Origin of the sequence: Roseateles sp. UC29_93 (assembly GCF_042695725.1) — a bacterium.
GTDB classification, from domain to species: Bacteria; Pseudomonadota; Gammaproteobacteria; order Burkholderiales; family Burkholderiaceae_C; genus Roseateles; species Roseateles noduli_A.
In genome coordinates, this window is the sequence record NZ_CP170545.1 from 3,676,165 (window position 1) to 3,697,958 (window position 21,794).

The window sequence follows — 21,794 nt, forward strand, 5'->3', positions numbered from 1 at the left end:
ATCGTCGTGCGGCGGATCGTTCGCGGCGATCAGCCGACGCGCTCGTAGATCGTCTTGCCGCGCAGGCGGAAGAGATCGCGGGAATCGGTGAAGTTCTCGGAATGTCCGACGAACAGCAGCCCGCCCGGACGCATCACCTTGTGGATGCGCTCCAGCACCTTGCGCTGCGTCGGGGCGTCGAAATAGATCATGACGTTGCGGCAGAACACGACGTGGAAGGGATCTCCCAGCGACCACGAGGCGTGCATCAGGTTCAGCGGGCGGAAGTCGATCATCTTCGCCAGTTCGGGGCGGACGCGGATGCGGCCCTCGTTGGCGCCGGTGCCGCGCAGGAAGAACTGCTTGAGCCGCTGCGGCGACAGGCCGCGGGACTCGGCCGCGTAGACGCCCTTGCGCGCCGTGTTCAGGACGTTGGTGTCGATGTCGCTGGAGACGATCTGCACGCCGCTGTTCGCGCCCAGCGATTCCTGGCAGGTCATGGCGATGGAGTAGGGCTCCTCGCCCGTCGATGCCGCGCAGCACCAGATGCGGATCGGCTTGCCGGTGAGCGTCTTGAGGTCGTCGGTGAGCGACGTGAAGTGGTGGTCCTCGCGGAAGAACGAGGTCAGGTTGGTGGTCAGGCAGTTCACGAACTCCTGCCACTCCTGGTCGCCTTGCGGGCCGGTGATGCCCTCCAGCCATTGGAGGTAGTCGGCGAAGCTCTTGTAGCCGGTGTCGCGCAGGCGGCGCGACAGCCGGCTGTAGACCATCGCATGCTTGCCGTCGTGCAGCGAGATGCCGGCGTGCTGGTAGATCAGCTGGCGGACGCGTTCGAAGTCGGCCTTGCTGAAGCTGAACTCATGATCGATCGCCTCCACCGGCGACGGGGCCGCGAGCGAGACCGGTTGACCTTGGCGCATGGGGCTGTTTGGTTTTCTTCGAAGAGGAGATGCCGTAGCACCGGGTGATCACCATTGTCGACAATGCTAGTTTGATTGTGTTTGGTCCATTTGATGTGTGAAAGAGGTGGGGGGAACCCCTCTTTTCTGCGCGCTCATTTGAGGGGGAAGCCGCTAGACTGCCCTCGAAATTGCCTGATCTGACCTTGGACGCTCCGCAAAGTCTCATTGCAGCCCACAAGCTGCGCCTGGACCTGGCCCTGCAGCTGCTGCAGCAGGCCGGTGCGATGCTGCCCGACGCGGAGCCGTATTCGGAGCCGTGGCTGCAGGGCATCCTCGACGCCTTGTGCGATCTCTCCAGCAAGGACGCGTTGACCGGGCTGGTCAACCGCCGCAGCTTCGAGATGGCGCTGGGCCGCGAGGTCGATCGCGTGGCGCGGTCCGGGGAACCGGCGCTGCTGCTGATGCTGGACATCGACCACTTCAAGGCGGTCAACGACCAGCACGGCCACGCGGCCGGCGACATGGTGATCCGCGCGGTCGCCCAGTCGATCGCTCAGACGGTGCGGCCGATGGACACGGTGGCGCGGATCGGCGGCGAGGAATTCGCCATCATCCTGCCCAACTGCCCGACGTCGTTCGGGGTGACGGTCGCGGAACGCATCCGGCAGCGGGTGCAGGCGCTGGCGATCAGCGCGGGCGCCGGCCATGCGCCGCTGACCTGCACGATCAGCATCGGCGGGGCGTTCGCGCCGCAGTGGGTGCGGTCGTCGACGCTGATCTGGACGGAGCGGGCGGACCGCCAGCTCTACCGCGCCAAGGCCGAAGGCCGCAACCGCGCCTGCCTCGAGAGCCATGTGGACTCGCTGGTGAGCGCCGAGGAAAAGGGCATGTTGTTCGCCGTAACGCAACAGGATAGTGAATGAGCAATACAACAGCTCCTGCTGCACCCCATGCCCGCGGAGGCGCTCGCACCTTGGCCGTCACGAGCGGCAAGGGCGGCGTGGGCAAGACCTTCGTCACCGCCAACCTGGCGGCGGCCCTGGCCGCGCGCGGCGAGCGCGTGCTGGTGCTGGATGCCGACCTCGGCCTGGCCAACCTGGACGTGGTGCTGAACCTGCATCCCAAGCTCACGCTGCACGATGTCTTCACCGAGCGCTGCACCCTGGAGCAGGCGATCCTGCCGGCGCCGGGCGGCTTCCACGTGCTGCTGGCGGGCTCGGGCATGGTCGAGTATTCGCGGCTGACGCCCGACGTGCGCGACAAGCTGCTGCACATCCTCGAGGTCGTGCGGCCGCGTTTCGACTACGTGCTGCTGGACACCGGCGCCGGCATCTCGGACGTGGTGCTGTTCTCGGTGTCGATGGCGAATGACGTGCTCGTCGTCGCGACGCCGGAGCCGACCTCGCTGACGGACGCGTACGCCACGATCAAGGTGCTCGCGACCCAGCAGGAGCGCCGCCTGGTGCGCCTGATCGTCAACCAGGCCAACCGGCCGGGCGAGGGCAAGCTGATCTGCGGCCAGCTGCAGCAGGTGCTGCAGCGTTTCGTCGGACCGACGCCGGGGCAGACCTTCAAGCTGGAGCTGCTCGGCGAGGTCAAGAACGACCCGATGGTGCGGCAGGCCGTGCTCAAGCGGCAGCTGTTGCTGGAGCACTACCCCGGCTGCGACGCGGCGCAGGGGATCCGCGGACTTGCGTCGAAGGTGCTGGAATACTCTGCGGGTCACGCCTGACCTCCTCCGCCTCGCGCTTCCTGCTCCCCGCTTCCTGATGACCGATTCCACCGATACCGGTGCCGCCGACGACACGGCGAGCACCGAGGACACCCCGACGGGCGCCGCTCCCGCCACCCCGTTCGAGTGGGTCGGCGGCGAGGACGCCGTGCGGCGTCTTGTCGACCGTTTCTACGACCTGATGGACCTGGAGCCGCGCTTCGCGCAGTTGCGGGCGATCCACCCGACGACGCTGGACGGCTCGCGGGACAAGCTGTTCTGGTTCCTCTGCGGCTGGCTGGGCGGGCCGGACCACTTCGTCGAGCGTTTCGGCCATCCGCGCCTGCGCGCCCGCCACATGCCCTACCGCATCGGCATCGCCGAGCGCGACCAGTGGATGACGGCGATGACGCAGGCGATGGCCGAGTGCGAGCTCGACGTCGAGCTGCAGCGGCGTCTGGCCGCCTCGTTCGCGAATACCGCGGATTGGATGCGCAACGTCTGAAGCGTGGTCGGGCGCCGAACGGCGTGAGCCGCGACGATCGGTGACTACGCGGGATCTCCGGTTCGCGGTGCCAGCGGCAACCACAGGCTGAAGCGCGTTCCCTGGGCGCCCGATCGCCAGTCCACGCGCGCGCCGATCGCCGCCGCGCGGCGCTGCTGGTTCTGCAGGCCGCGCCCGCGACCGCCGGCCAGCTCGGCGGCCGCGTCGAAGCCCTGGCCGTTGTCGACGATCTCCACGCGCACGCCGCCTTCGTGGGTGGAGGTGCTCAGGCAGATCTCCGATGCGCGCGTGTGGCGCAGCACGTTGGCGATGCTCTCCTGGACGATGCGCATGATGTGCAGCGCGCTCGACGGTTCCAGCCATGACAGCTGCGGTACTTCGCGCACGTCCCAGCGCAGGGCGACGCCGCTGCCCTCGAGCCGCGGCTCCAGCCGGAAGCGCAAGGTCGCGAGCAGCAGCAGCAGATCGGCCTCGACCGGCTCCATCGAATCGATCGTCAGCTTCAGGTCGTCGAGGCAGTCCTGCAACACACGCGCCACGTCGCGCTCGGGCAGCGCGCCGCGCTCGGCGCTCCGGATCGCGCCGATCAGCGCCGCGCCCAGTCCGTCGTGCATGTCCTGCATCAGGCGCTGACGCTCGTCGCTGACGGCCTGCCGACGCTCGATCTCGCGCAGGCGGCGGTGGCTCTCGTCGAGCTCGGCCTCGCGCGCGGCCAGGCGCTCGGCCAGGCTGGCGTTGAGGTCCTCGACGGTGGCGATCGCCTGCACGTATCGGCGGTACATCAGCAGGCCGAAGACCGTCAGCGCCACCGCATTGGCGTAGGCGCCGAGGTACCAGCCTTCGGGGCTGACGACGTTGTTCTGCAGCGCCCAGTCCGACATCCCCAGCAGCACGCACACGCCGATGCCCGCGGCCACGAGCCGCCCCTCGCCGGAGCTCTTCCAGGCCGCGCGCGCACCCGCGGTGCCGACCACGATGCCCATGCCCGCCACCACCAGGTAGAGCAGCGGCGTCACGCGCGGCGTGTTGGGCAGCAGGCCGGGCAGCGGCAGCGTCGCCACGCCGACCAGCACCGTCACCGCCACCAGCGCCCGCGTCATGCCCCGCATCGGCTGGCCGTGCAGGGATCGCAGGAAGAAGTGGACGACGGTCACCAGCCAGAACAGCGAGTTGACGGTCAGCCAGGCGAAGGCGTCGTTGGCGACCGGGAGCGAGACGTAGAAATGCAGCCCGCGCAGGTAGGACGTCGCCGCGAGGTTGAAGAACAGCAGGTAGCCGGTCTCGTGCGGGCGGCGGATCCAGACGAACAGCGCGAAGACGCCGATCGCCGCGAAGCCCGCGCCCAGGATCGCCGGCAGTTCCAGCTGCAGCCAGGCCCGCAGGTGATGGCGGGCGCGCAGCGCATCGACGGGCCCCAGCCACAGGCTGGAGACCGCGACCTGGCTGCGGCTGGTGTGCTCCAGCCGGATCAGGATGTCATGGACCGGCCGGCCGTCCTCGGGCGGTTCCAGCGACACCCAGAGCGGCGTGCGGGTGCTGTTCCACAGCGGACCCTGTTCCTGGGCGCGATGGACGAGGCGGCCGTCGGCATAGACGGCGATGGTGCCGTCGGTCTTGATGCGCGCACCGTAGAGGCCCAGCTGGCCTGCGAGCAAGCCGCGCGGTGCCGGCGGCACGCGCACGCGGAGCCAGGTCGTGCGCACGGCCGCGTCGCCTTCACGCGCGGCCTCGGCCTGGCCCAGCAGCGCCACCGGCAAGGCCAGCGGCAGCGACACCGGATGCCAGTCCTGCGGCAAGGCGGCGGCGTCCAGGGTCGCCGTTGGCGCGACTCGTCCGGCATGCTCGGAAACCTGCCAGTCAGCCTCCGTCAGGTGCAGCGCGGGGCTGAAAGCGCGGTCGATGAAGGCGCCGAACGCGACCGCGGCGACCACCGCCGCCAGCACCAGCGACACGAGCAGCACCAGCCACGCGATCGGGGAGGGGCGGGGGGAAGAGCGGGACGGCGTCACTCCGGCAGCCATCCCTGCGAGCGCGCCTCGAAGATGGCCTCGGCCTTGGAGCTGACCTTCAGCTTGCCGTAGATGCGGCGCACGAAGCTGCGCACGGTGAACGGGGACAGCGCCATGAGGTCCGCGATCTCGGCGGTCGAGAAGCCCTTGGTGATCAGGCCCAGGACCTCGTTCTCGCGCACGGACAGCGGCGAGGCCTCGGCCGGCACGGCGCGCGCGGCGTCCTGGCGGAAACGCGACAGCACCTTCCTGGCGATGATGGGGCTGATCGGGCTGCCGCCGGCGGCCAGGCTGCGGATCTCCTCGACGATGCGCGCCGGGGCGCTGTCCTTGAGCAGATAGCCCGAGGCGCCGGCCTCGATCGAGCGGATCACGTGGGTCTCGTCGCCGAAGTTCGTGCTGACCATGATGTGGCACGCGGGCCAGTCGCGCGCGGCGGCGCGGATGACGTCGATGCCGGAGCCGTCGGGCAGGCCCAGGTCCACCAGCAGCACGTCGGCCGGCGGACCGGCCAGCAGCGCGAGGCCCTCGGCGCGCGTGACCGCGCGGCCCGCCAGGCGCATGCCGGGCGAGTCCTCCACGACGTGGCACAGCGCGTCGCCGAAGCCCGGATCGTCCTCGACCAGGATCACGTGGATGAGCGTCATGAGCGCATCGTACGGAGAGCCGGCGGCGGTGGCGGCCGGGAGGGGCGCGGCGGGGGTGGTGACGTGTGCGGTTTGCATCGGATGGCGATTGTCTGGCGCCCGGGAGGTGGCCGTGTAGTCCGTTCGTTCTACGCCTCCCGGGAGGGGCCGCGCCTACGATCGCGCCGCTGCCACGACAGCCTCCACGAGAGAAGAACAACGAGCAAGAACAACGAGGGACCGCCCGCGCAGAGGCCGACGGTCCGAGGGAATCCGCATGCGTCCATTCCGTTCCGCCGTGCTCGGCGGCACCGCCCTGGCGTTGGCCGCCGGCGCGGCGCTGGCCCAGCAGAGCCCGCCGCCGCTGGCGCCGCAGGTCACGCCGCGCGATCTGCGCCCGCCCGAGCCGGCCGCGTCCGCCGCGCCGCTGCCGGTGCCCGCGCCCAACGCGGTGCCGGCGCAGGCGCGCGACCTGCAGGTCAGCGTCGACGAGGTGCGCTTCAGCGACGGCTTCCCGGAACTGGCCGCGGCCTCCGCGGCGCTGGCGGCGCCGCTTCGCGGTCAACGTCAGACGGTGGCCGCGTTCTATCAACTGGCCGACGCGGTGGAGGCGCTCTACCGCGAGGCCGGCTATCCGCTGGTGCGCGTGGTCGTGCCGCCGCAGCAGGTGAAGGACGGCGGCGTCTTCGAATTGCGCGTGGTGGACGGCTACCTCGAGCGCATCGATGCCACGGCCGTGCCTGAGCGGGCGCGCCGGGCCGTCGAGCAGACGCTGGCGGGCCTGCTGGGGCGACGGCATCTGCGCGGCGAGGCGCTGGAACGCGCGTTGACGCTGGCGGGTCGCGGGCCCGGCCTGCAGATGCGCAGCGCGCTGGGCGCGGGCCGGGAAGTCGGCGGCACGGTGCTGGTGCTGGAAGGCGAACACGCCGGCTCCGCGATCACCGTCTCGGCGGACCGGCGCCTGAGCGAGTCGCTGGGGCCGTGGCAGACGACGGTCCAGCTGCGCCTGAACCAGGCGCTGGGCCGCGGCGAGCAGTTCTACACCTACGTGTCGGGCGGCAAGGACTGGGGCACCGCCTGGCGCGACGACGCGCCGCGACGGGTGCTCGGCGGCGGGGCGATCCTGCCGCTGACGGCCGACGGCCTGAGCCTCAACCCGGAATTCACCGTCTCCGACACGCAGCCGCGGGCGCCCGCCGGCGCGCTTCGCTCGCGCAGCCAGCTCGAACGCTACAGCCTGCGCCTGATCTATCCGCTGCTGCTGACGCGGGCGCAAGAACTGACCCTCACGGGCAGTGTCGACGCGAGCCGGCAGATCGACTCGCTGCCGGACTTCGACTTCGTCATGAGCGAGGACAAGCTGCGCGTCGGCCGGATCGCGGCGGACTACGTCCGCAACGGCGAGTCGGCCCGGCTGCGCCTGGGCGCGACGCTGTCGCGCGGTCTGCCCGGACTCGGCGCCCGCACCGCGGCCGACATCGCGGCCACCGGTATGCCGGTGTCGCGCTATGGCGCGAGGCCCTACTTCACGAAGCTGGAGCTCAACGCCAGCGCCGATGTCGAGCTGCCCTGGGGCCTGGGCGCGCGCACCTCGGCGCGGCTGCAGAGCGCGCTCGGCCACGTGCTGCCGAGCGCCGAGCTGTTCAGCCTGGACGGCGAGGACGCGCTGTCGACCTTCCGGTCCGGGGCGATCTCGGACGACAACGGCTGGACCCTGCGCCAGGAGCTGTCGCGGGCCTGGACGCCGACCGTCGGCGGCGCGGGCCTGCAACTGCAGCCCTACGTCTTCGCGGCGCTGGGCCGTCCGTGGTCGGAGTTCGCCGGCACGCAGGGCCACCGCCTCGCCGCGTCCGGCGGCGCGGGCCTGCGCACGCGCTGGCGCGGCGCCGAGCTCTCCATCGAGGCCGGCCGCCGCCGCTACCGCCCCTTCGGCCTGGACGAGTTCCAGGCGTTCGTGAAAGCGCAAGTCCAGTTCTGACGACCATGACACGCTCCCCGCACTCCTCCCGCGCCTCGGCGCAGACCCGTCCGCGCCTGACCGCGCTGACCGCCGCCATCCTGGCCGGCCTGATGCCGCTGGCCGGCGCGCAGACGGCGTCACTGCCGGTGCTGCCCGTCCTGCCGAAAGGCGGCAGTGTCAGCGCCGGTCAGGCCACGATCGTCGCGCCGAACGGCAACCGGCTCGACATTCAGCAGAACTCTCAGCGCGCGGTGCTGCGCTGGGACGCGTTCTCGATCGGCGCGGGCGGCGTCGTCAACTTCAACCAGCCCAACGGGCAGGCGGCGACGCTCAACGTCGTCACCGGCCCGCTGGGCTCCGAGATCGCCGGCACGCTGAAGGCCAACGGCAGCGTCTTCCTGATCAACCCGCAGGGCATCGCGATCACGGCGACCGGCCTCGTCGATACGCGGGCCGGTTTCGTCGCCTCGACGCTGGGCCTGTCCGACGACGACTTCATGGCCGGGCGGCTGCGCTTCAACGGCCGCGGCGCCAACGTGCTGAACCAGGGACGCATCGTCACCGGCGAGGGCGGTCAGGTCGCACTGCTGGGCGGCCGGGTCGAGAACGACGGCCTGATCCTCGCCCCGCTCGGCAAGGTGGCGCTGGGCAGCGCCTCGGCCGCGACGCTGGACTTCTCCGGCGACGGCTTCCTGCAGGTGATGCTGCCGGCCGACGCGGTCGACGGCGACAGCCGGCCACTGATCGGCAACGGCGGCCGCATCGAGGCCGGTCTGGTCGCGCTGCGCGCGTCGACGGTGCGCGAGGCCTTGCGCGAAGCGATCCACCTGCCCGGCACGATCCGCGCGACCACGCTCTCCGGCGTCGACGGGTCCATCGTGCTCGACGGCGGGGCCGGCGGCACCGTGCGTGTCGGCGGCACGCTGGATGCGTCCTCGGCGACGGCGGGTGGCGGGCGCATCGACGTCACGGGGCATGACGTGGCCCTTGCCGGCGCAACGCTCGATGCCAGCGGCGCGACGCGCGGCGGCCTGGTGCGTGTCGGCGGATCGTTCCAGGGCGGACGCGCGGACGCGGCGCTGGCGGACACCGACGGGCGCTACCTCGGCCGCTTCGGCGTGCTGCCGCTGCTCGCAGCCGCAGACCGCGTCGGCATCGACGCGGACAGCCGCATCGACGTCGCCGCGCACGGCGCGTCAGGCGTCGGCGGGACCGCGATCGTGTGGAGCGCGAGCGCCACCCGGATGCTGGGTCGACTCGATGCGCACGGCGCGGTCGCGGGCGGCGCGGTGGAGATCTCGTCCGCGTCCACCGTGCAGGCGGTGGCGCTGGACCGGTTGCTGCTGGGCCGCGGCGCGCGGCTGCTGCTGGACCCGCAGGACATCGTCATCGGCGACGCGGCGGCGGCCACGTCGCCCGGCGACATCGGCTTCAACGACAACCCCGGCGGGACGACGACCCTGAATTCCGGCGACCTCGCGTCGCTGCTGGGCGCTGGTGTCAACGTGCGTCTGCAGGCCAGCCAGGACATCACCTGGTCGACCTTCTTCACGGGCATCTCCCGCGGTCCCGGCGGCGCGGCGGCGGGCGACCTGACGCTGGCGGCGGGCCGCTCGGTGATGCTCAGCGGCGCCTTCAGCAACGGCGGCGGCCACTGGACCATCACCGCCAACGACACGGCCGCTCACGGCGTCGTCAACGCGGAGCGCGGCGCCGGGCTCGCTTCGCTCGACCTGAGCAACGCGAACTTCATCACCGACAACGGTCCGCTGACGCTGCTGATGGCCGACGGTGCCGGCAACACCGAACGCAGCGCCGGGGCGTTGCGGCTGGGTGCCTTCGCGGGCGAATCGCTGTCGGCGACGGTGATGCCGACGGCCAGCTCCGGCGGCCCGATGCCGGTGGAGATCGTCATCGGCGGCAACGTCTCGGTCGCCGGCACGGCGACGCTGAGCGGCGCGCTGAAGGTCAGCGGCGGGAGCCGGGTCGAGGGCCATGTCGTCGACTGGACCACCGAGGCCACCGACAGCATCGTCGGCGAAGGCCTGTTCCGCTTCGTCGAGGACGGCATCGTCACGCGTCTGGCGCGCCTGGGCAGCGTCGACGCCACGCGCGTGGCGCTCGGCAACAGCGTCGGCGGCGCGGTCACCCGCGTCTACGGCGATGCCGATCCCGACGCCGAGCACCTCGGCCGCGCGCCGGTGCATCAGGTGGGCGGTCCGGCGGCGACGCTGGACGGGCTGTTCCTGTCCGGCTCGCTGTCGGTCAGCGGTCCCGGCGTGACGGCGGGCGCGGGCAGCGGCACGCTGACGCTGGCGGGCACCGGCGCGGCGGCGTTCGATCCCATGGTCCTCGGCAACTTCTTCGTCGACATGCGCAGCGCCACGCTGCCGCTGACGATCACGCGCCGGACGTTGACGCCGACGGTCTCCGCCGGCAACTACGTCTATGGCACGCCGGCGTCGGTCGTGAGCCTGGCGGGCATCGTCAACGGCGACAGCGTCGCGCCGATCGCCACGCTGAGCGGGCAGGGCGGCGTCGTGATGAGCGCCAACGGCGGCGGCTACGGCTTCGGCGAGCGCGTCGGCGCCGGGTCCTGGAACTTCGCATTGACGGGTCTGGGCGGCACGGCGGCGTCCAACTACGCGATCGACCTGGGCGGCGGCGTGAGCTCGTCCCTCACCATCGCGCCCAAGCCGGTGAGCTTCTTCGTCGGCAACGCGGCGCAGACCTACGGCACCGCGTCGGCGCTGCCGATCTCGGTGCTCACCGGCGTGCTCTCCGGCGACGACGTGAACGGCGTGGTGGGTCTGAGCTCGGGCGGTTCGCCGATTGCGGCGAGCGCGCGCCTGGCGGCGGGCAACTATGCGGCCTCCGTGACCGCGCTGGCCGGTGCCGCGGCGTCGAACTACGTGCTCGCCGTGAGCGGCAACAGCGACGGGGTGTTCCGCGTCGATCCGAAGGCGCTCACCTGGTCGGTGTCGGATATCAGCAGTGTCTATGGCACGCTGGCCACGCTCGGCGTCGCCAGCTTGGGCGGGGTGCTCTCGGGTGACGTCGTGACGGGCATCGTCGCGTCGAGCGCCGACGGCAGCACGCCGTTCTCGCTGGCCCCGAACACGCGCGCCGGCACCTATGCGGAGATCGTGACGGGCCTGAGCGGCGCGCAGGCGGGCAACTACACGCTGGCCTCCGGCGGCAATGCGCCGGGACGGCTCGTCGTCGCGCCCAAGACGATCACCTACGTCGGCGGCAGCCTCGAGCAGATCTACGGCCAGACGTTGCAGACGCCGGCGCTCGTCGGCCTGCTGTCGGGGGACGCCGTGGTCGGCACGCAGCGCTTCGACGTCATCGAGCCCCGCGCGGCCATCGGCAGTTCCTCGGCATGGCCCGTGGGTCACTACGTCACCAGCGTGGCCGGCCTCACCGGCGCCGACGCCGGGAACTACGTCATCGCCGGCAGCGGCAACTCGGCGCTGGACATCATCGTCAAGCCCAAGCCGCTGACCTATGTGGCGACCGGCGGCGGCAATGTCTACGGCGCCTCGCCCGTCGCCAGCAGGCCTGTGTTGAGCGGCATCGTCGGTGCGGACGAGGTCGAGGCCCTGCCGAGGATCGACATCGGCGGCAATCTGCAATCCCTGTCGGCGTCCACGCGCGCCGGCACGTACACGTTCGGCGCGACGACCGCCTCGCTGACCGGCGCGGCCGCCGGCAACTATGTGATCGCGACGAGCGGCAATGCGCCGGCGAGCTGGATCGTCTCGCCCAAAACGCTGAGCTGGAGCGTGTCCGCCGGCAGCGCGATCTACGGCGACATGCCCACCGTCGCGGGCAACGCCACCTTGCTCGCCGGCGTGCTGCCGGGCGACAGCGTCGGCGCGCTGTTGACGGCGCTGGACGGCGGCGGCGCCGTGGTGGCGCGGCCGACCGTGGGCGGCACCTGGTGGGCGGGCGTCAACGCGCTCACCGGCGCGGACGCGGGCAACTACACGCTGGCCGGCACCGGCAACGCCGTCGGTGCGCTGACGGTGGCGCCGCGGCCGGTGAGCTTCTCGACGGCCAACGCGAGCTCGGTCTACGGCAACCTTGCCACGCTGGGCGCGGTGACGCTGGGCAACGTGCTCACGGGCGACACGGTCGGCTACACGACGGCGCTGCTGTCCGGCGCCACGCCGGTCGCGCTGACCGATCGCACGCATGCCGGCGTCTACACGGAGGCGGTCACCGCCATCACCGGCAACCCGAACTACGTGCTGGCGACCGCCGGCAACACGGCCGGCGCGCTGACCGTGCAGCCGCGTCCGATCAGCTACATCGCGCAGGACGCGACGGGCACCTACGGCACCGCGGCGACGATCGGCGCCGCGTCGCTGCTGGGCGTGCTGTCCGGCGACTCGGTGAGCGCCGGTCCCGCCGCGCTGCTGGCCACCGGCACCGCGCCGACCGACCGGACGGGCGCGGGCCGCTGGACGCTGGGCCTGCGCAGCCTGGCCGGCGCGGACGCGTCCAACTACGTGACGACGGACGTCGGCTCGACGACGGCCATGTTGACCGTCGCGCCCAAGCTCGTGACCGTCACCGTCGACGGCTACTTCCAGAACGTCCGATACGGCACGATCGCGCCGGACGGCACGTTCTCCACCTTCAATCCGACCTACGGCATGGTCGGCTCGGACCTGCCGATCGCGCGAGGGGCCGTCAACGGCGTGCTGGCGGGGGACCAGGTCTCGGTCGCCACGAGCGTCTCGTCGATGCCGCGATCCAGCAGCGGCGCGCTCAACGTCGGCACCTACACGATGACCGGCACCGGCCTGACCGGCGCCGACGCGGGCAACTACGTGATGGCCGGCACCGGCAACCGGGGCGCGACGCTCACGGTGAGCCCGATCGCGATCACCGGATCCGCCTGGCTGCAGGGGCCGAACAGCCTCGCCAACCTGTCCACCTACGGCAGCTCGGACCTGTACAGCTTCCGGTCCTCGTTGTCGAGCGAGCTGAGGCCCGGCGACCAGGTGTCCGTCAACGCCTGGCTGACGCTGCCCGGCGGCAACGTCACGACGGCGCCCGCGCGACTGCCGGTGGGCAGCTACCCCACCAGCGGTGCGCTGCAAGGCGCCGATGCGGGCAACTACACGCTGCGGCCGTCGTTCGGCGACTTCGTCGTGCGGCCGAAGCCGGTCACCGTCACGACCCCCGACACGACCTCCACCTACGGCGACGTGCCGCGGATGCCGACCAGCAGCGTCAACGGCGTGCTGTCGGGCGACCAGGTCGCCGCGCTGACCAGCCTCTTCGATCCGGTGAGCTTGTGGGAACGGACGCCGGCGGGCCGGTACCCGGTCCGTGTCGACGGACTGGGCGGCGCGGACGCCGCGAACTACACGATCGCCCCCGGCAACCTGATACTGCCTGGTCTGCCCGCGTCCAACACGGGCTACGTCAACGTCCTGAAGCGCGAGATCGGTCGCTCGCTGGACAGCGGCAGCCTGGACATCCTCTACGGCAGCGGCCTGCCGGCACTGCAACTGACCACCGGGATCCTCCCGGGCGACGAGGTCAACCTGGGGACGGTGGCCGTCGCCACGCAGTTGCAGGGACGGACCGTCGGTCCGGGCTTCGAGTATGCGATCGACGACAAGCTCAACGTCGGCAGCTACCTCTACGTCGCGCGGCTCTCGGGACGCGACGCGGCGAACTACTACACGGCCAGCGGCTCCACCGGCATCGCCGTGATCACCGTCGCGCCCAAGCCGGTCACCGTCTCCATCGACGCGATCAGCACCGTCTACGGCACCTACGTCGCGCCGGCGGTGTCGGTGTCGGGACTGATCCGCAACGACGCCCTGTGGGTGAAGCCCGATTTCCACGTCGTCAACACCGCGGGCGAGATCAACTACGGCGAACGCACCGCCGCCGGGGACTACCTGCAGGTGATGCTCGGCCTGAAGCAGGTGGGCCGCCCGGACAGTGTCATCGACCTCAGCAAGAACTATCGCTTCGTCTCGACGGATGGCGCGACGGCACCGTTGAGCATCGCCCGCAAATCGCTGGTCTTCACGCCGGCGACCGTGGCGAGCGTGTACGGCGATCCGGCCCGGCTAGGCGCGCTGACGGGCGTGCTGGCCGGCGACGACGTCGGCGTGCGCGTCGATGCCGGCGGCGACTTGCAGAGCCAGGCGGTCGGCAAGGGCAACGATCCGCTGATCTATGCGCCGCGATTGGACGCCGGCGGCCACGGCTGGACCGGCTCGTTGACCGGCGCGCAGAACAGCAACTATGCGGTGAGCCTCCTCGGCGGGACCTTGACCGTCGCGCCGCGGCCGGTGACCTACGGCATCGGCCCGTCGGGCTACACCTACGGCGGGTACATGAGCAACTGCTCCCGAAGCGGTTGCACGCCCTGGGCAGTGTTCGGCGACGGCGTGAACCTCGGCAGGCCGACCTTCGTGAACGTGCTGCCGGGCGACGCGATCGACGGCACGATCGGATTGGTCGATTTCGCGGGCAACGCACTGGCGGCGGATCGCTACACCCACGCGGGTCAGTACTTCAAGGTCGTGACCGGTCTGACCGGTCCGGCGGCGAAGAACTACCGTGTGGCCGACAGCGGCAGTCTGCCGGGCCTGCTGACCATCAGCCCGATGCCGCTGAGCTACAGCGTGACGAGCGCGATCTACTTCAACCAGTTGGTCGGCTCGCCGGGCATCGCCACGCTGCGCGGGCCGGACGGCCCCTTCAGCGGCCCGGACGTCCAGCCGGTGGTGACCGCCTACGATCCGCAGGGCAAGCCCGTGAAGGACCTCAGCCAACTGGTGCCGGGGCGATATGTCTTCCGCGTCACCGGCCTGGCCGGCGCTGACGCGAGGGATTTCCAGATCATCGGTCCGGGCTACAGCGGACTGCCCTACACCGTCAGCGAGCCCGGGACCCTGGACGTGTTCACGTCGGCGATGCTGGGCGGCAGCTTCAGCGACACGGCGCAGCAGATCCCGACGATCCCGCCGCTGCCGCAGCCCGCGCCCACCGTGGTGCCGCCGCCGCTGAGCGGTTGGGTCCACAGCGGCAAGACGGGCCAGACCGAGGACTTCGGCCGCAACATCACCGGGACGGGCGTTGCCGGCGACGTGACGATCGGACCGCGAGGCGGCGGTGTCAGCGGCTCGGCCAGCGGCGTCGTGGAGACCGGCGTGGCGATCGGCGGCGTCGACCTGTCGACGCAGGCCAGCGGCGAGATCAGCGGCCTGGCCAAGTTCGGCATCACCGGCGTGAAGCTGGAGGCCAACGCCAGCGGCCACGTCGACGTGACCATCACCAGCGGCCCCGGCTACGTCACCGTCGGGGCGCAGGGCGAGGCGTATGTGATCGGGAACCTCGGCCGCAACGGCGTGCAGATCGGCGCCGAGGCGCGCGCGGGCGTGACCGCGCAGACGGGCGTGAGCGGCAACATCAGCGGCCTGGGCGATGCGCGGCTGAACACGACAGTGAGCACCTTCGTCTTCGCCCGCGCCGACGAGCAGTACACGCTCCGCGACGGCCGCGTGGTGCAGCGCTTCGACAACGCGGTCGGCGTCGGCTCCTCGGTCGGCGTCGCCGCCGGGGTGACGGGCAGCACCGGCTCGGTCGGCGGCGGCGCCACGGTCTACACGCCGGGATCGATCGGTGGCACCTTCAATTACTCGATCGGCATCTCGGACGGCGCGATCAGCGTGTCGCTGGACCTGGGCGCGCAGCTGGGCTTCGGCGGGCTGGGCTTGTCGCTGAACTTCTCGATCAATCCGATGGGTCTCGCGGAGGCGATGACCGACAACGTCGTGGGTCGCACGGTGCTCGGCGTCTTCGGCATGAATCACAGCGAGCCCGACAACCATTACTCGGCGGCCGATTCCAGGTACGCCGCGTCGATCACCGATGCGGCGGCGCGCTTCAAGTACCTGGACGAGAACGCCCGCTGGCGTGATCGCCCGTGGAACTATCTCTACGACGAAGGGGTCCGCAAGACCTGGGACAGCATGCAGGCCTTCTACAACAGCTACAGCTCGATGATCAACCGCACGCAGGCGCTGATCAAGAAGGAACAGACCGACCAGGCCACGTTCCTGAACCTGCTCCGGACCAATCCGCAAGCTGCCGTCGACATGGCCCACAACTCCGACTTCGCGGGCGCCAATCAGCGCGAGGAAGCCGCGCTGCGCGGCATGGCCGCGGGCATGGGCGTCCAGCTGGCGGTGGTGGACGGCAAGGTCACCTACGTCTCTCCGACCGGCCGTTGAGGATCATTCGAATGAACTTCCTTTTCCGATTCTCCCGATTCTCCCGACTCTCCCGAACCCTGCGCCTGCGGGCCGGCGTGGCCGGAGTCGCCGCCGCGGCGGCGATGGCCTCGGTCGTTCCCGCCGCGTGTGCCGCCGACATGCCTTTTGAAATCTCGCTCACCGGTCAACCGACCCGTTATCTCGTCGAGGGCCGTCCCTATGCGATCGCCGGTCACGGCGAAGCGCGCTTCGGCATGAGCCTCGCGGAAGTCCGCGCCGTGGTCGCGCGTGAGTATCCCGAGACCGTGTCGCCGCCGCGGGAGTACGTCGACCCCGACAGCGGCGGCGTCGACCTGCTGGTGCGGGTCGCCGCGCTGCCGCGTGTGCCGGCGCCGACGCCGGTGCTGCTGCGCTACCGCTTCGGCGCGGCCAGCGCGCGACTGGTTGCGATCGATGTGGAGTGGACCACCGACGGGCCGTCGACGCCGGCGCAGCGCGCGGGGCTCGTCGAGGCGGCCCGCGCCGTCGGCGCCACGATGGCCGGCTGGCGCTGGCCGCCGCTGGCGACGCGGCGCGGCCATCTGCTGCCGGACGGGACGCTGATCGTGTTCTCGGGCAAGGACTTCGAAGGCGCGGGCGCGGAGATCCGGCTGCTGGGGGCGGACGTGGACGTGGAGGCGCGCGAGCGCACCGCGACCTCGCCGGCACGGGCGCGCGAGCATCGCGTCGCATCCGCGGGACCGTCGCAGCTACGCCTGCGGGTGGTCGCGAACGTCGACCGGCCCGATCCCTATCCCGCGATGGATCCCGCCTCGGCCGCCGCGTCGACGGCGGCCGCGGGCGCGTACCGGGTCTCGGGCTTCCGCTCGGCGCTGTTCGGCATGGACGAGGCGGGCCTGCGCGGTGCGATCCAGCGCGATTTCAAGGCGGCCCCGGAGGCGATCCGTGTCGTCGAGGACCCGAAGGCGGGCAAGCGCGCGCTGGTACTGCGCCTCGACCAGCTGGAGCCCGGCCCGGTGCCGGCGACCGTGACCTACATCCTGGACCAGGCATCGGGACGGCTGACCCACGTCAACGTGGTGTGGACGACCGACGCCGCGCCCGACGAGGCGCTGCGCCTGCGCATGGTGGACGCGGGCGGGCAACTGGCCCGCGCGTTCCAGCAACTGGGCTGGCGGCCGGGCACGACCGTGTCGCGGATGGAGGCGGACAACCGGCAGGCGCTGCTGTTCGCCGGCGTCGACGCGCAGGGTGGGGCGCTGGAACTGCGGATCTCCGGGGTGCCGATGCAGCGCGCGGGACAGGCGCCGGTCGTGCCCGAAGGTCCCGCCGTCCTGCGCGCGGCGTTCTACGCCACCGTCGGGAAATGATGTAAACGGTGCCTGCAGCGTGCATATCTGACACTGCCGCCCCTCCAGGCGGGGGAGTCGATGAACACGGCCGCACGGCTTCGTCTACCGTCCGATCCATCATGTACACGCTGCTCCACGACGATGAGGTCGGCATCGAAGCCAATCCCGACCTGATGCATGTCCGGATCGACGACGGCCGCCTCTGGCTGTCCGACGATGCCCGGGAAGACATCGAGGTCTGCGCCGGCTACTGCCCGGACACCGACAGCCCCATCCAGATGCTGAACTTCCTGCGCGCGGCCTGCGTGCGGTTGCAGCATGTGGACATGGATGGCGAGGAGGCGGAGCACGCCTTCATGTCGTTCTGCGTGCTCAAGGGCCTGGAGCACGCGATCGAGACCCACTGGCAAGGCGCCGAGTCGGTCGGCGAGTTCCGCCCCGAGCGGCTGCTGATGGCGTTCACGACGCCTGTGTCTCCCTACGGCAGCCTGATGCTCCACTGAAGCCGTCGCCCGGAAGGGTGAAGCGCTGAACGCATGAAGAATAACGCCGGCCACGCAATGCGCGTGCCGGCGTTTTTGTCATTTCAGCCTCTGCGCGAAGCCAGCTTGGGATGTTAGTCCATGCGGAAGGCGAAGTCCTGCTGGAAGCGGTGCTCGCCCGGGCAGACGTAGCGCGACTTCAGCGTGCCCTCGATCGCGTTGGAGAACGCGCGGCGGGTGCGGGCGTCCATAGTTCCGCCGAGCGCCTGGAGCTGCACCGCGACGACGCGGCCGCCTTGGACATCGGCCACGGCGCGGAACAGCGCCTCCCCGGTCCAGTTCACCGCGGGCATCTCGGGCGCCGCCATCTGCGTGCAGATCGCGCCAGGCGTCTTGAGGGTGGTGGGCGGGGTTGTCCGGGTGGGGACCACCTCTTGCTTCGCGCCGGGGTCCGTCCCCTCTGACGGCGTGGATGTCCTGCCGTCGGTCACGCCCACGGCGACGATGACCGGCTCTTTCGTCTGAGTGATGTCCACCGGAGGAATCGGTACCTCGACCATGCGCGGGGTCTTGATCGTCGGCTCGGGGATGTGCAGCGGCTCGGCGGGTTTGGGCTTGTCCTCGGGTTCGACGATCGTCTTCAACTTGATGAGCGGCGGCGCCTCGACGGCGTGGCGCTGGAAGCCCTTCACCAGGGCCCCAACCATCAGCAGGTGGACGAGGCCGACCAGGATGAGGCCGGTGGTGCGGGCATTTGGAGCGCGCATCCGGCCGCGAATGCGGGCGGCCGTGGCAAGAGCCGGAAAGGTCGGCGACGTGGACATCGACATGCGTGTTCCCCTCCCCATCGAAACGATGGCTGCGTGGTTGTGGAGACTCAATTTGTTGAGAACGGTTCTCGACTACGCCGGCATGTCCGCAGACTAGCCACGCGGGCACGGCGATGCAATCGCGTGTTCCGGAAAACAACGCGAAGCGGGGGAGGGGAAAGCCCGTGTGGGCGAGGGGCGGGGAGAGCGGCGACGCTCGGTGGTTGCTCCCTCGTGAGGGGGACCCGGCGGGACGGGTCAGGTCGCGTTCAGCAGGACCATCAACGCGCCGCTGCCGCCATCACTGGCGCGGGCCTGGACGAAGGCCAGGACTTCCTGCTTCTGTACCAGCCAGCGGCGCACGCGCGCCTTCAGCACGGGCTCGCGCCCCGGCGATCCGTTGCCCTTGCCGTGGACCACGCGCACGCAGCGCAGGCCGCGCCGGGCGCTGTCGTGGATGAAGTGGCCCAGCGCCTCGCGCGCCTGATCGCGGCGCAGGCCGTGCAGGTCGATCTGCGCCTGCAGCGACCAATGGCCTCGTCTGAGCTTGCGCACGGATTCGGCCGAGATCTCCGGTCGGCGGAAGGACAGCGTCTCATCCGTCTCCAGCAGCGAATCGACGTCGAAATCGTCCGACAGCGCCTGCTTCCAGGCCATCTGCTCGTCGAGTTCGCGCTGGCGGGGTTCCGGTTCAGGTCTGCCGAGGTTCAGGATCACGCGGTTGGTGTCGGGCAGCGGCACGACCATGCCGACGGTGCGCTCGAAGATGCGGGCTTCCTCGTCGCGCAGGCGGGCCAGCGCGGCCTCGCGCTCGCGGCGCTCTTCCTCCGCGCGTTGGCGGAGCTTCAGTTCTCGGTGCAGCGTCTGCAGGTCTTGCAGGCTGCGCAGTCGGTCGGTCACAGCAGGCCCAGGTCGGTCATCGAAGCAGGCTGGCCCGCACCGACGATGAAATGGTCCAGGACCTTCACGTCGATCAGCGCCAGCGACTCGATCATCGCGCGGGTCAACTGGACGTCCTGCGGCGACGGATCGGTACGTCCCGAAGGGTGGTTGTGAACCAGGATCACCGCGGCGGCGTCCAGGATCAGCGCGCGTTTCACCACCTCCCGGGGGTATGCAATGGTATGGGAAAGGGTGCCGTGGAACAGCGTCTCCAGGGCGCTCAGCCGATGCTGGGTGTCCAGGAACATCACGGCGAAGCATTCAGCGCTCTTGCCGTCGTACTCGAGGCGCAGGTAGTCGCGGACGGCTTCAGCCGATTCGAAGACCGGGCCGTCGCCGAGTGCGTGGCGGAATGAGCGCCGCGTGATCTCCAGCACCGCCAGCAGCATGCTTCGCTTCGATGGCCCCAGCCCCTTGATGCCCGCAAGCGCGTGGGCGGGGTCATTCAGCAGGCACTTGAAACCGCCGCATCGGTCGAGCACGTCGCGCGCGAACGTCAGGACCGGGCGACCGGGTAGGCCTGTACGGAGCACGATGGCCAGCAACTCGAGCGTCGGAGAGGGTGGAAGCGCCCTGCGCGAGCAGCTTCTCCCGTGGACGAGCCTCGGGTGGCAGCGCGGCGATGACCGACGTGACAGAGGGCCTGGGCAAGGCGATCGGGGCGGCGAGAACGGTCATGAGGAGACTCGGAGGAAGGATCGTGGCGCTCCAGCCTAAAATCATGCCTCGATTCCCAAAATCCCCCTGACTAGTGAACCTCGTTCAACCAGGATCCTTCCTGACCCTGCATTACCGGCTGAGCGGGCCGGACGGCCAGGACTTGATCAACACCTTCGCCGACAAGCTGCCGGCCACGCTGACGCTGGGCGCCGGCGAGCTGGCGCCCGCGATCGAGGCGCGCCTGGTCGGCCTGGCCGAGGGCACGCACACCCGCGTCGAACTGGCGCCGGGCGAGGCCTTCGGCGAGCGCAACCCCGAGCTGCTGCAGCGCGTGAAGCGCGCGCTGATGCGCCAGCTGGGCGATCCGGACGAGGAGTACCACGTCGGCGACGTCGTGCAGTTCCCGACGCCGGATGGCCAGGGCCAGTACGCCGGCGTGGTGCGCGAGCTGGGCGAGGACTGGTTGCTGTTCGACTTCAATCACCCGTTGGCGGGACAGCCCGTCAGCTTCGAGGTGCAGCTGATCGGGGTGCTGTGATGACGGCCATGGACGTGAACATGAAGGACATCGTGCTGGCCGAGCCGCGCGGCTTCTGCGCCGGCGTGGACCGCGCGATCGAGATTGTCGAGCGCGCGCTGAAGAAGTTCGGCGCGCCGATCTACGTGCGGCACGAGATCGTGCACAACACCTACGTCGTCAACGACCTGAAGGCCAAGGGCGCGATCTTCATCGAGGACCTGGCCGAGGTGCCGCCCGGCGCGACGCTGGTGTTCTCGGCCCACGGCGTCAGCCAGGCGGTGCGCAAGGAGGCCCAGGAGCGCGGCTTCCAGGTCTTCGACGCGACCTGCCCGCTGGTGACCAAGGTCCACGTCGAGGTCGCCAAGCTGCACCGCGAAGGCTATGAATTCATCATGATCGGCCACAAGGGGCATCCCGAGGTCGAGGGCACGATGGGCCAGCTCAGCGACGGGATCTACCTCGTCGAGGAAGCGTCGGATGTGCCGCACGTGCGGGTCAAGGATCCGAGCCGGTTGGCCGTGGTCACGCAGACCACGCTGAGCGTCGACGACGCGGCCGAGATCCTGCGCGCCGTGAAGAAGCACTTCCCCGAGGTCCGCGAGCCGAAGAAGCAGGACATCTGCTACGCCACGCAGAACCGCCAGGACGCCGTGAAGGTGATGGCGCCGCAGGTCGACGTGGTGGTGGTGGTCGGCAGCCCGACCAGCTCCAACAGCAACCGCCTGCGCGAGTTGGCGGAGCGCCTGGGCACGCCGGCCTACATGGTCGACGCGGCCGAGGACGTCCAGGCCGAGTGGCTGGAAGGTCGCTCGAAGGTGGGCCTCACGGCGGGGGCTTCTGCGCCGGACGTGCTGGTGCAGGCCGTGATCTCGCGCCTGCGCGAGCTGGGCGCGACGACGGTCCGCACGCTGCCGGGCGTCGAGGAGCACGTGCGCTTCCCCCTTCCGATGGGGCTGGGCGACAAGTCGATGGCCGAGGTCACCAGCGGCCGATCTTGATCGTCGCGGCTCCCCTCTTCGGAGGGCGGCCCGCCGAGCTCCCGATGAGCTCCGGTTGAGCTCACGCTGAGCGACATCCCCCAT

At 70.6% G+C, this 21,794-nt stretch carries 15 protein-coding genes; 9 read left to right on the plus strand and 6 right to left on the minus strand.

Features of this window, described 5'->3' with window-relative positions; translation table 11 throughout:
* Window positions 1–29: 29 nt before the first annotated feature.
* A complete protein-coding gene (locus ACFJIX_RS16980) occupies window positions 30–899 on the minus strand; it encodes a CheR family methyltransferase (RefSeq protein WP_377152980.1) in 870 nt (289 codons plus the stop codon).
* A gap of 185 nt (window positions 900–1,084) precedes the next feature.
* Between ACFJIX_RS16980 and ACFJIX_RS16985 the strand changes: the two genes are divergently transcribed.
* Genes ACFJIX_RS16985 through ACFJIX_RS16995 form a run of 3 tightly spaced genes read left to right on the plus strand, consistent with a single transcriptional unit; the run spans window position 1,085 to window position 3,097 of the window.
* Window positions 1,085–1,804 (plus strand): GGDEF domain-containing protein, encoded by a 720-nt coding sequence (locus ACFJIX_RS16985; RefSeq protein ID WP_377152982.1) that lies wholly within the window; start codon window positions 1,085–1,087, stop codon window positions 1,802–1,804.
* Window positions 1,801–2,613: a MinD/ParA family protein gene (locus tag ACFJIX_RS16990; protein WP_377152984.1), complete on the plus strand. Its 813-nt coding sequence runs from the start codon at window positions 1,801–1,803 to the stop codon at window positions 2,611–2,613. Before ACFJIX_RS16985 ends, ACFJIX_RS16990 begins: the two co-directional genes overlap by 4 nt.
* 37 nt (window positions 2,614–2,650) lie before the next feature.
* Window positions 2,651–3,097 (plus strand): group II truncated hemoglobin, encoded by a 447-nt coding sequence (locus ACFJIX_RS16995; RefSeq protein WP_377152986.1) that lies wholly within the window; start codon window positions 2,651–2,653, stop codon window positions 3,095–3,097.
* 44 nt (window positions 3,098–3,141) lie between these two features.
* Here ACFJIX_RS16995 and ACFJIX_RS17000 read toward each other — a convergent pair whose 3' ends face one another.
* Window positions 3,142–5,043: a sensor histidine kinase gene (locus ACFJIX_RS17000; protein WP_377161821.1), complete on the minus strand. Its 1,902-nt coding sequence runs from the start codon at window positions 5,041–5,043 to the stop codon at window positions 3,142–3,144.
* Window positions 5,044–5,102: 59 nt separating this feature from the next.
* A complete protein-coding gene (locus tag ACFJIX_RS17005) occupies window positions 5,103–5,831 on the minus strand; it encodes a response regulator (RefSeq protein WP_377152988.1) in 729 nt (242 codons plus the stop codon).
* A 178-nt stretch (window positions 5,832–6,009) separates the two neighbouring features.
* On the opposite strand from ACFJIX_RS17005, the gene ACFJIX_RS17010 reads away from it, so the two are divergent.
* From ACFJIX_RS17010 to ACFJIX_RS17025, 4 genes are all read left to right on the plus strand, one after another.
* Complete coding sequence (locus ACFJIX_RS17010; RefSeq protein ID WP_377152990.1) at window positions 6,010–7,710, plus strand: ShlB/FhaC/HecB family hemolysin secretion/activation protein; 1,701 nt, start codon at window positions 6,010–6,012, stop codon at window positions 7,708–7,710.
* A 5-nt stretch (window positions 7,711–7,715) separates the two neighbouring features.
* A complete protein-coding gene (locus ACFJIX_RS17015; RefSeq protein ID WP_377152992.1) occupies window positions 7,716–15,965 on the plus strand; it encodes a beta strand repeat-containing protein in 8,250 nt (2,749 codons plus the stop codon).
* An 11-nt stretch (window positions 15,966–15,976) separates the two neighbouring features.
* Complete coding sequence (locus tag ACFJIX_RS17020; protein ID WP_377152994.1) at window positions 15,977–17,317, plus strand: hypothetical protein; 1,341 nt, start codon at window positions 15,977–15,979, stop codon at window positions 17,315–17,317.
* A gap of 101 nt (window positions 17,318–17,418) precedes the next feature.
* Complete coding sequence (locus ACFJIX_RS17025; protein ID WP_377152997.1) at window positions 17,419–17,802, plus strand: hypothetical protein; 384 nt, start codon at window positions 17,419–17,421, stop codon at window positions 17,800–17,802.
* 113 nt (window positions 17,803–17,915) lie between these two features.
* Here ACFJIX_RS17025 and ACFJIX_RS17030 read toward each other — a convergent pair whose 3' ends face one another.
* The 3 genes from ACFJIX_RS17030 to radC form a co-directional block, all read right to left on the minus strand.
* A complete protein-coding gene (locus ACFJIX_RS17030) occupies window positions 17,916–18,605 on the minus strand; it encodes a hypothetical protein (RefSeq protein ID WP_377152999.1) in 690 nt (229 codons plus the stop codon).
* Window positions 18,606–18,848: 243 nt separating this feature from the next.
* Window positions 18,849–19,490 carry a Smr/MutS family protein gene (locus ACFJIX_RS17035; RefSeq protein WP_377153002.1) on the minus strand — a complete coding sequence of 214 codons (642 nt, stop codon included), beginning with the start codon at window positions 19,488–19,490 and terminating at the stop codon, window positions 18,849–18,851.
* Window positions 19,487–20,077, minus strand: a complete 591-nt coding sequence (radC, locus tag ACFJIX_RS17040) for a DNA repair protein RadC (RefSeq protein WP_377153004.1) — start codon at window positions 20,075–20,077, stop codon at window positions 19,487–19,489. The genes ACFJIX_RS17035 and radC overlap by 4 nt, the downstream gene beginning before the upstream one ends.
* A 206-nt stretch (window positions 20,078–20,283) precedes the next feature.
* On the opposite strand from radC, the gene ACFJIX_RS17045 reads away from it, so the two are divergent.
* Both ACFJIX_RS17045 and ispH read left to right on the plus strand, forming a co-directional pair.
* Window positions 20,284–20,730: a peptidylprolyl isomerase gene (locus tag ACFJIX_RS17045; protein ID WP_377153006.1), complete on the plus strand. Its 447-nt coding sequence runs from the start codon at window positions 20,284–20,286 to the stop codon at window positions 20,728–20,730.
* Window positions 20,730–21,710, plus strand: a complete 981-nt coding sequence (ispH, locus tag ACFJIX_RS17050) for a 4-hydroxy-3-methylbut-2-enyl diphosphate reductase (protein ID WP_377153008.1) — start codon at window positions 20,730–20,732, stop codon at window positions 21,708–21,710. The genes ACFJIX_RS17045 and ispH overlap by 1 nt, the downstream gene beginning before the upstream one ends.
* Window positions 21,711–21,794 lie beyond the last annotated feature (84 nt).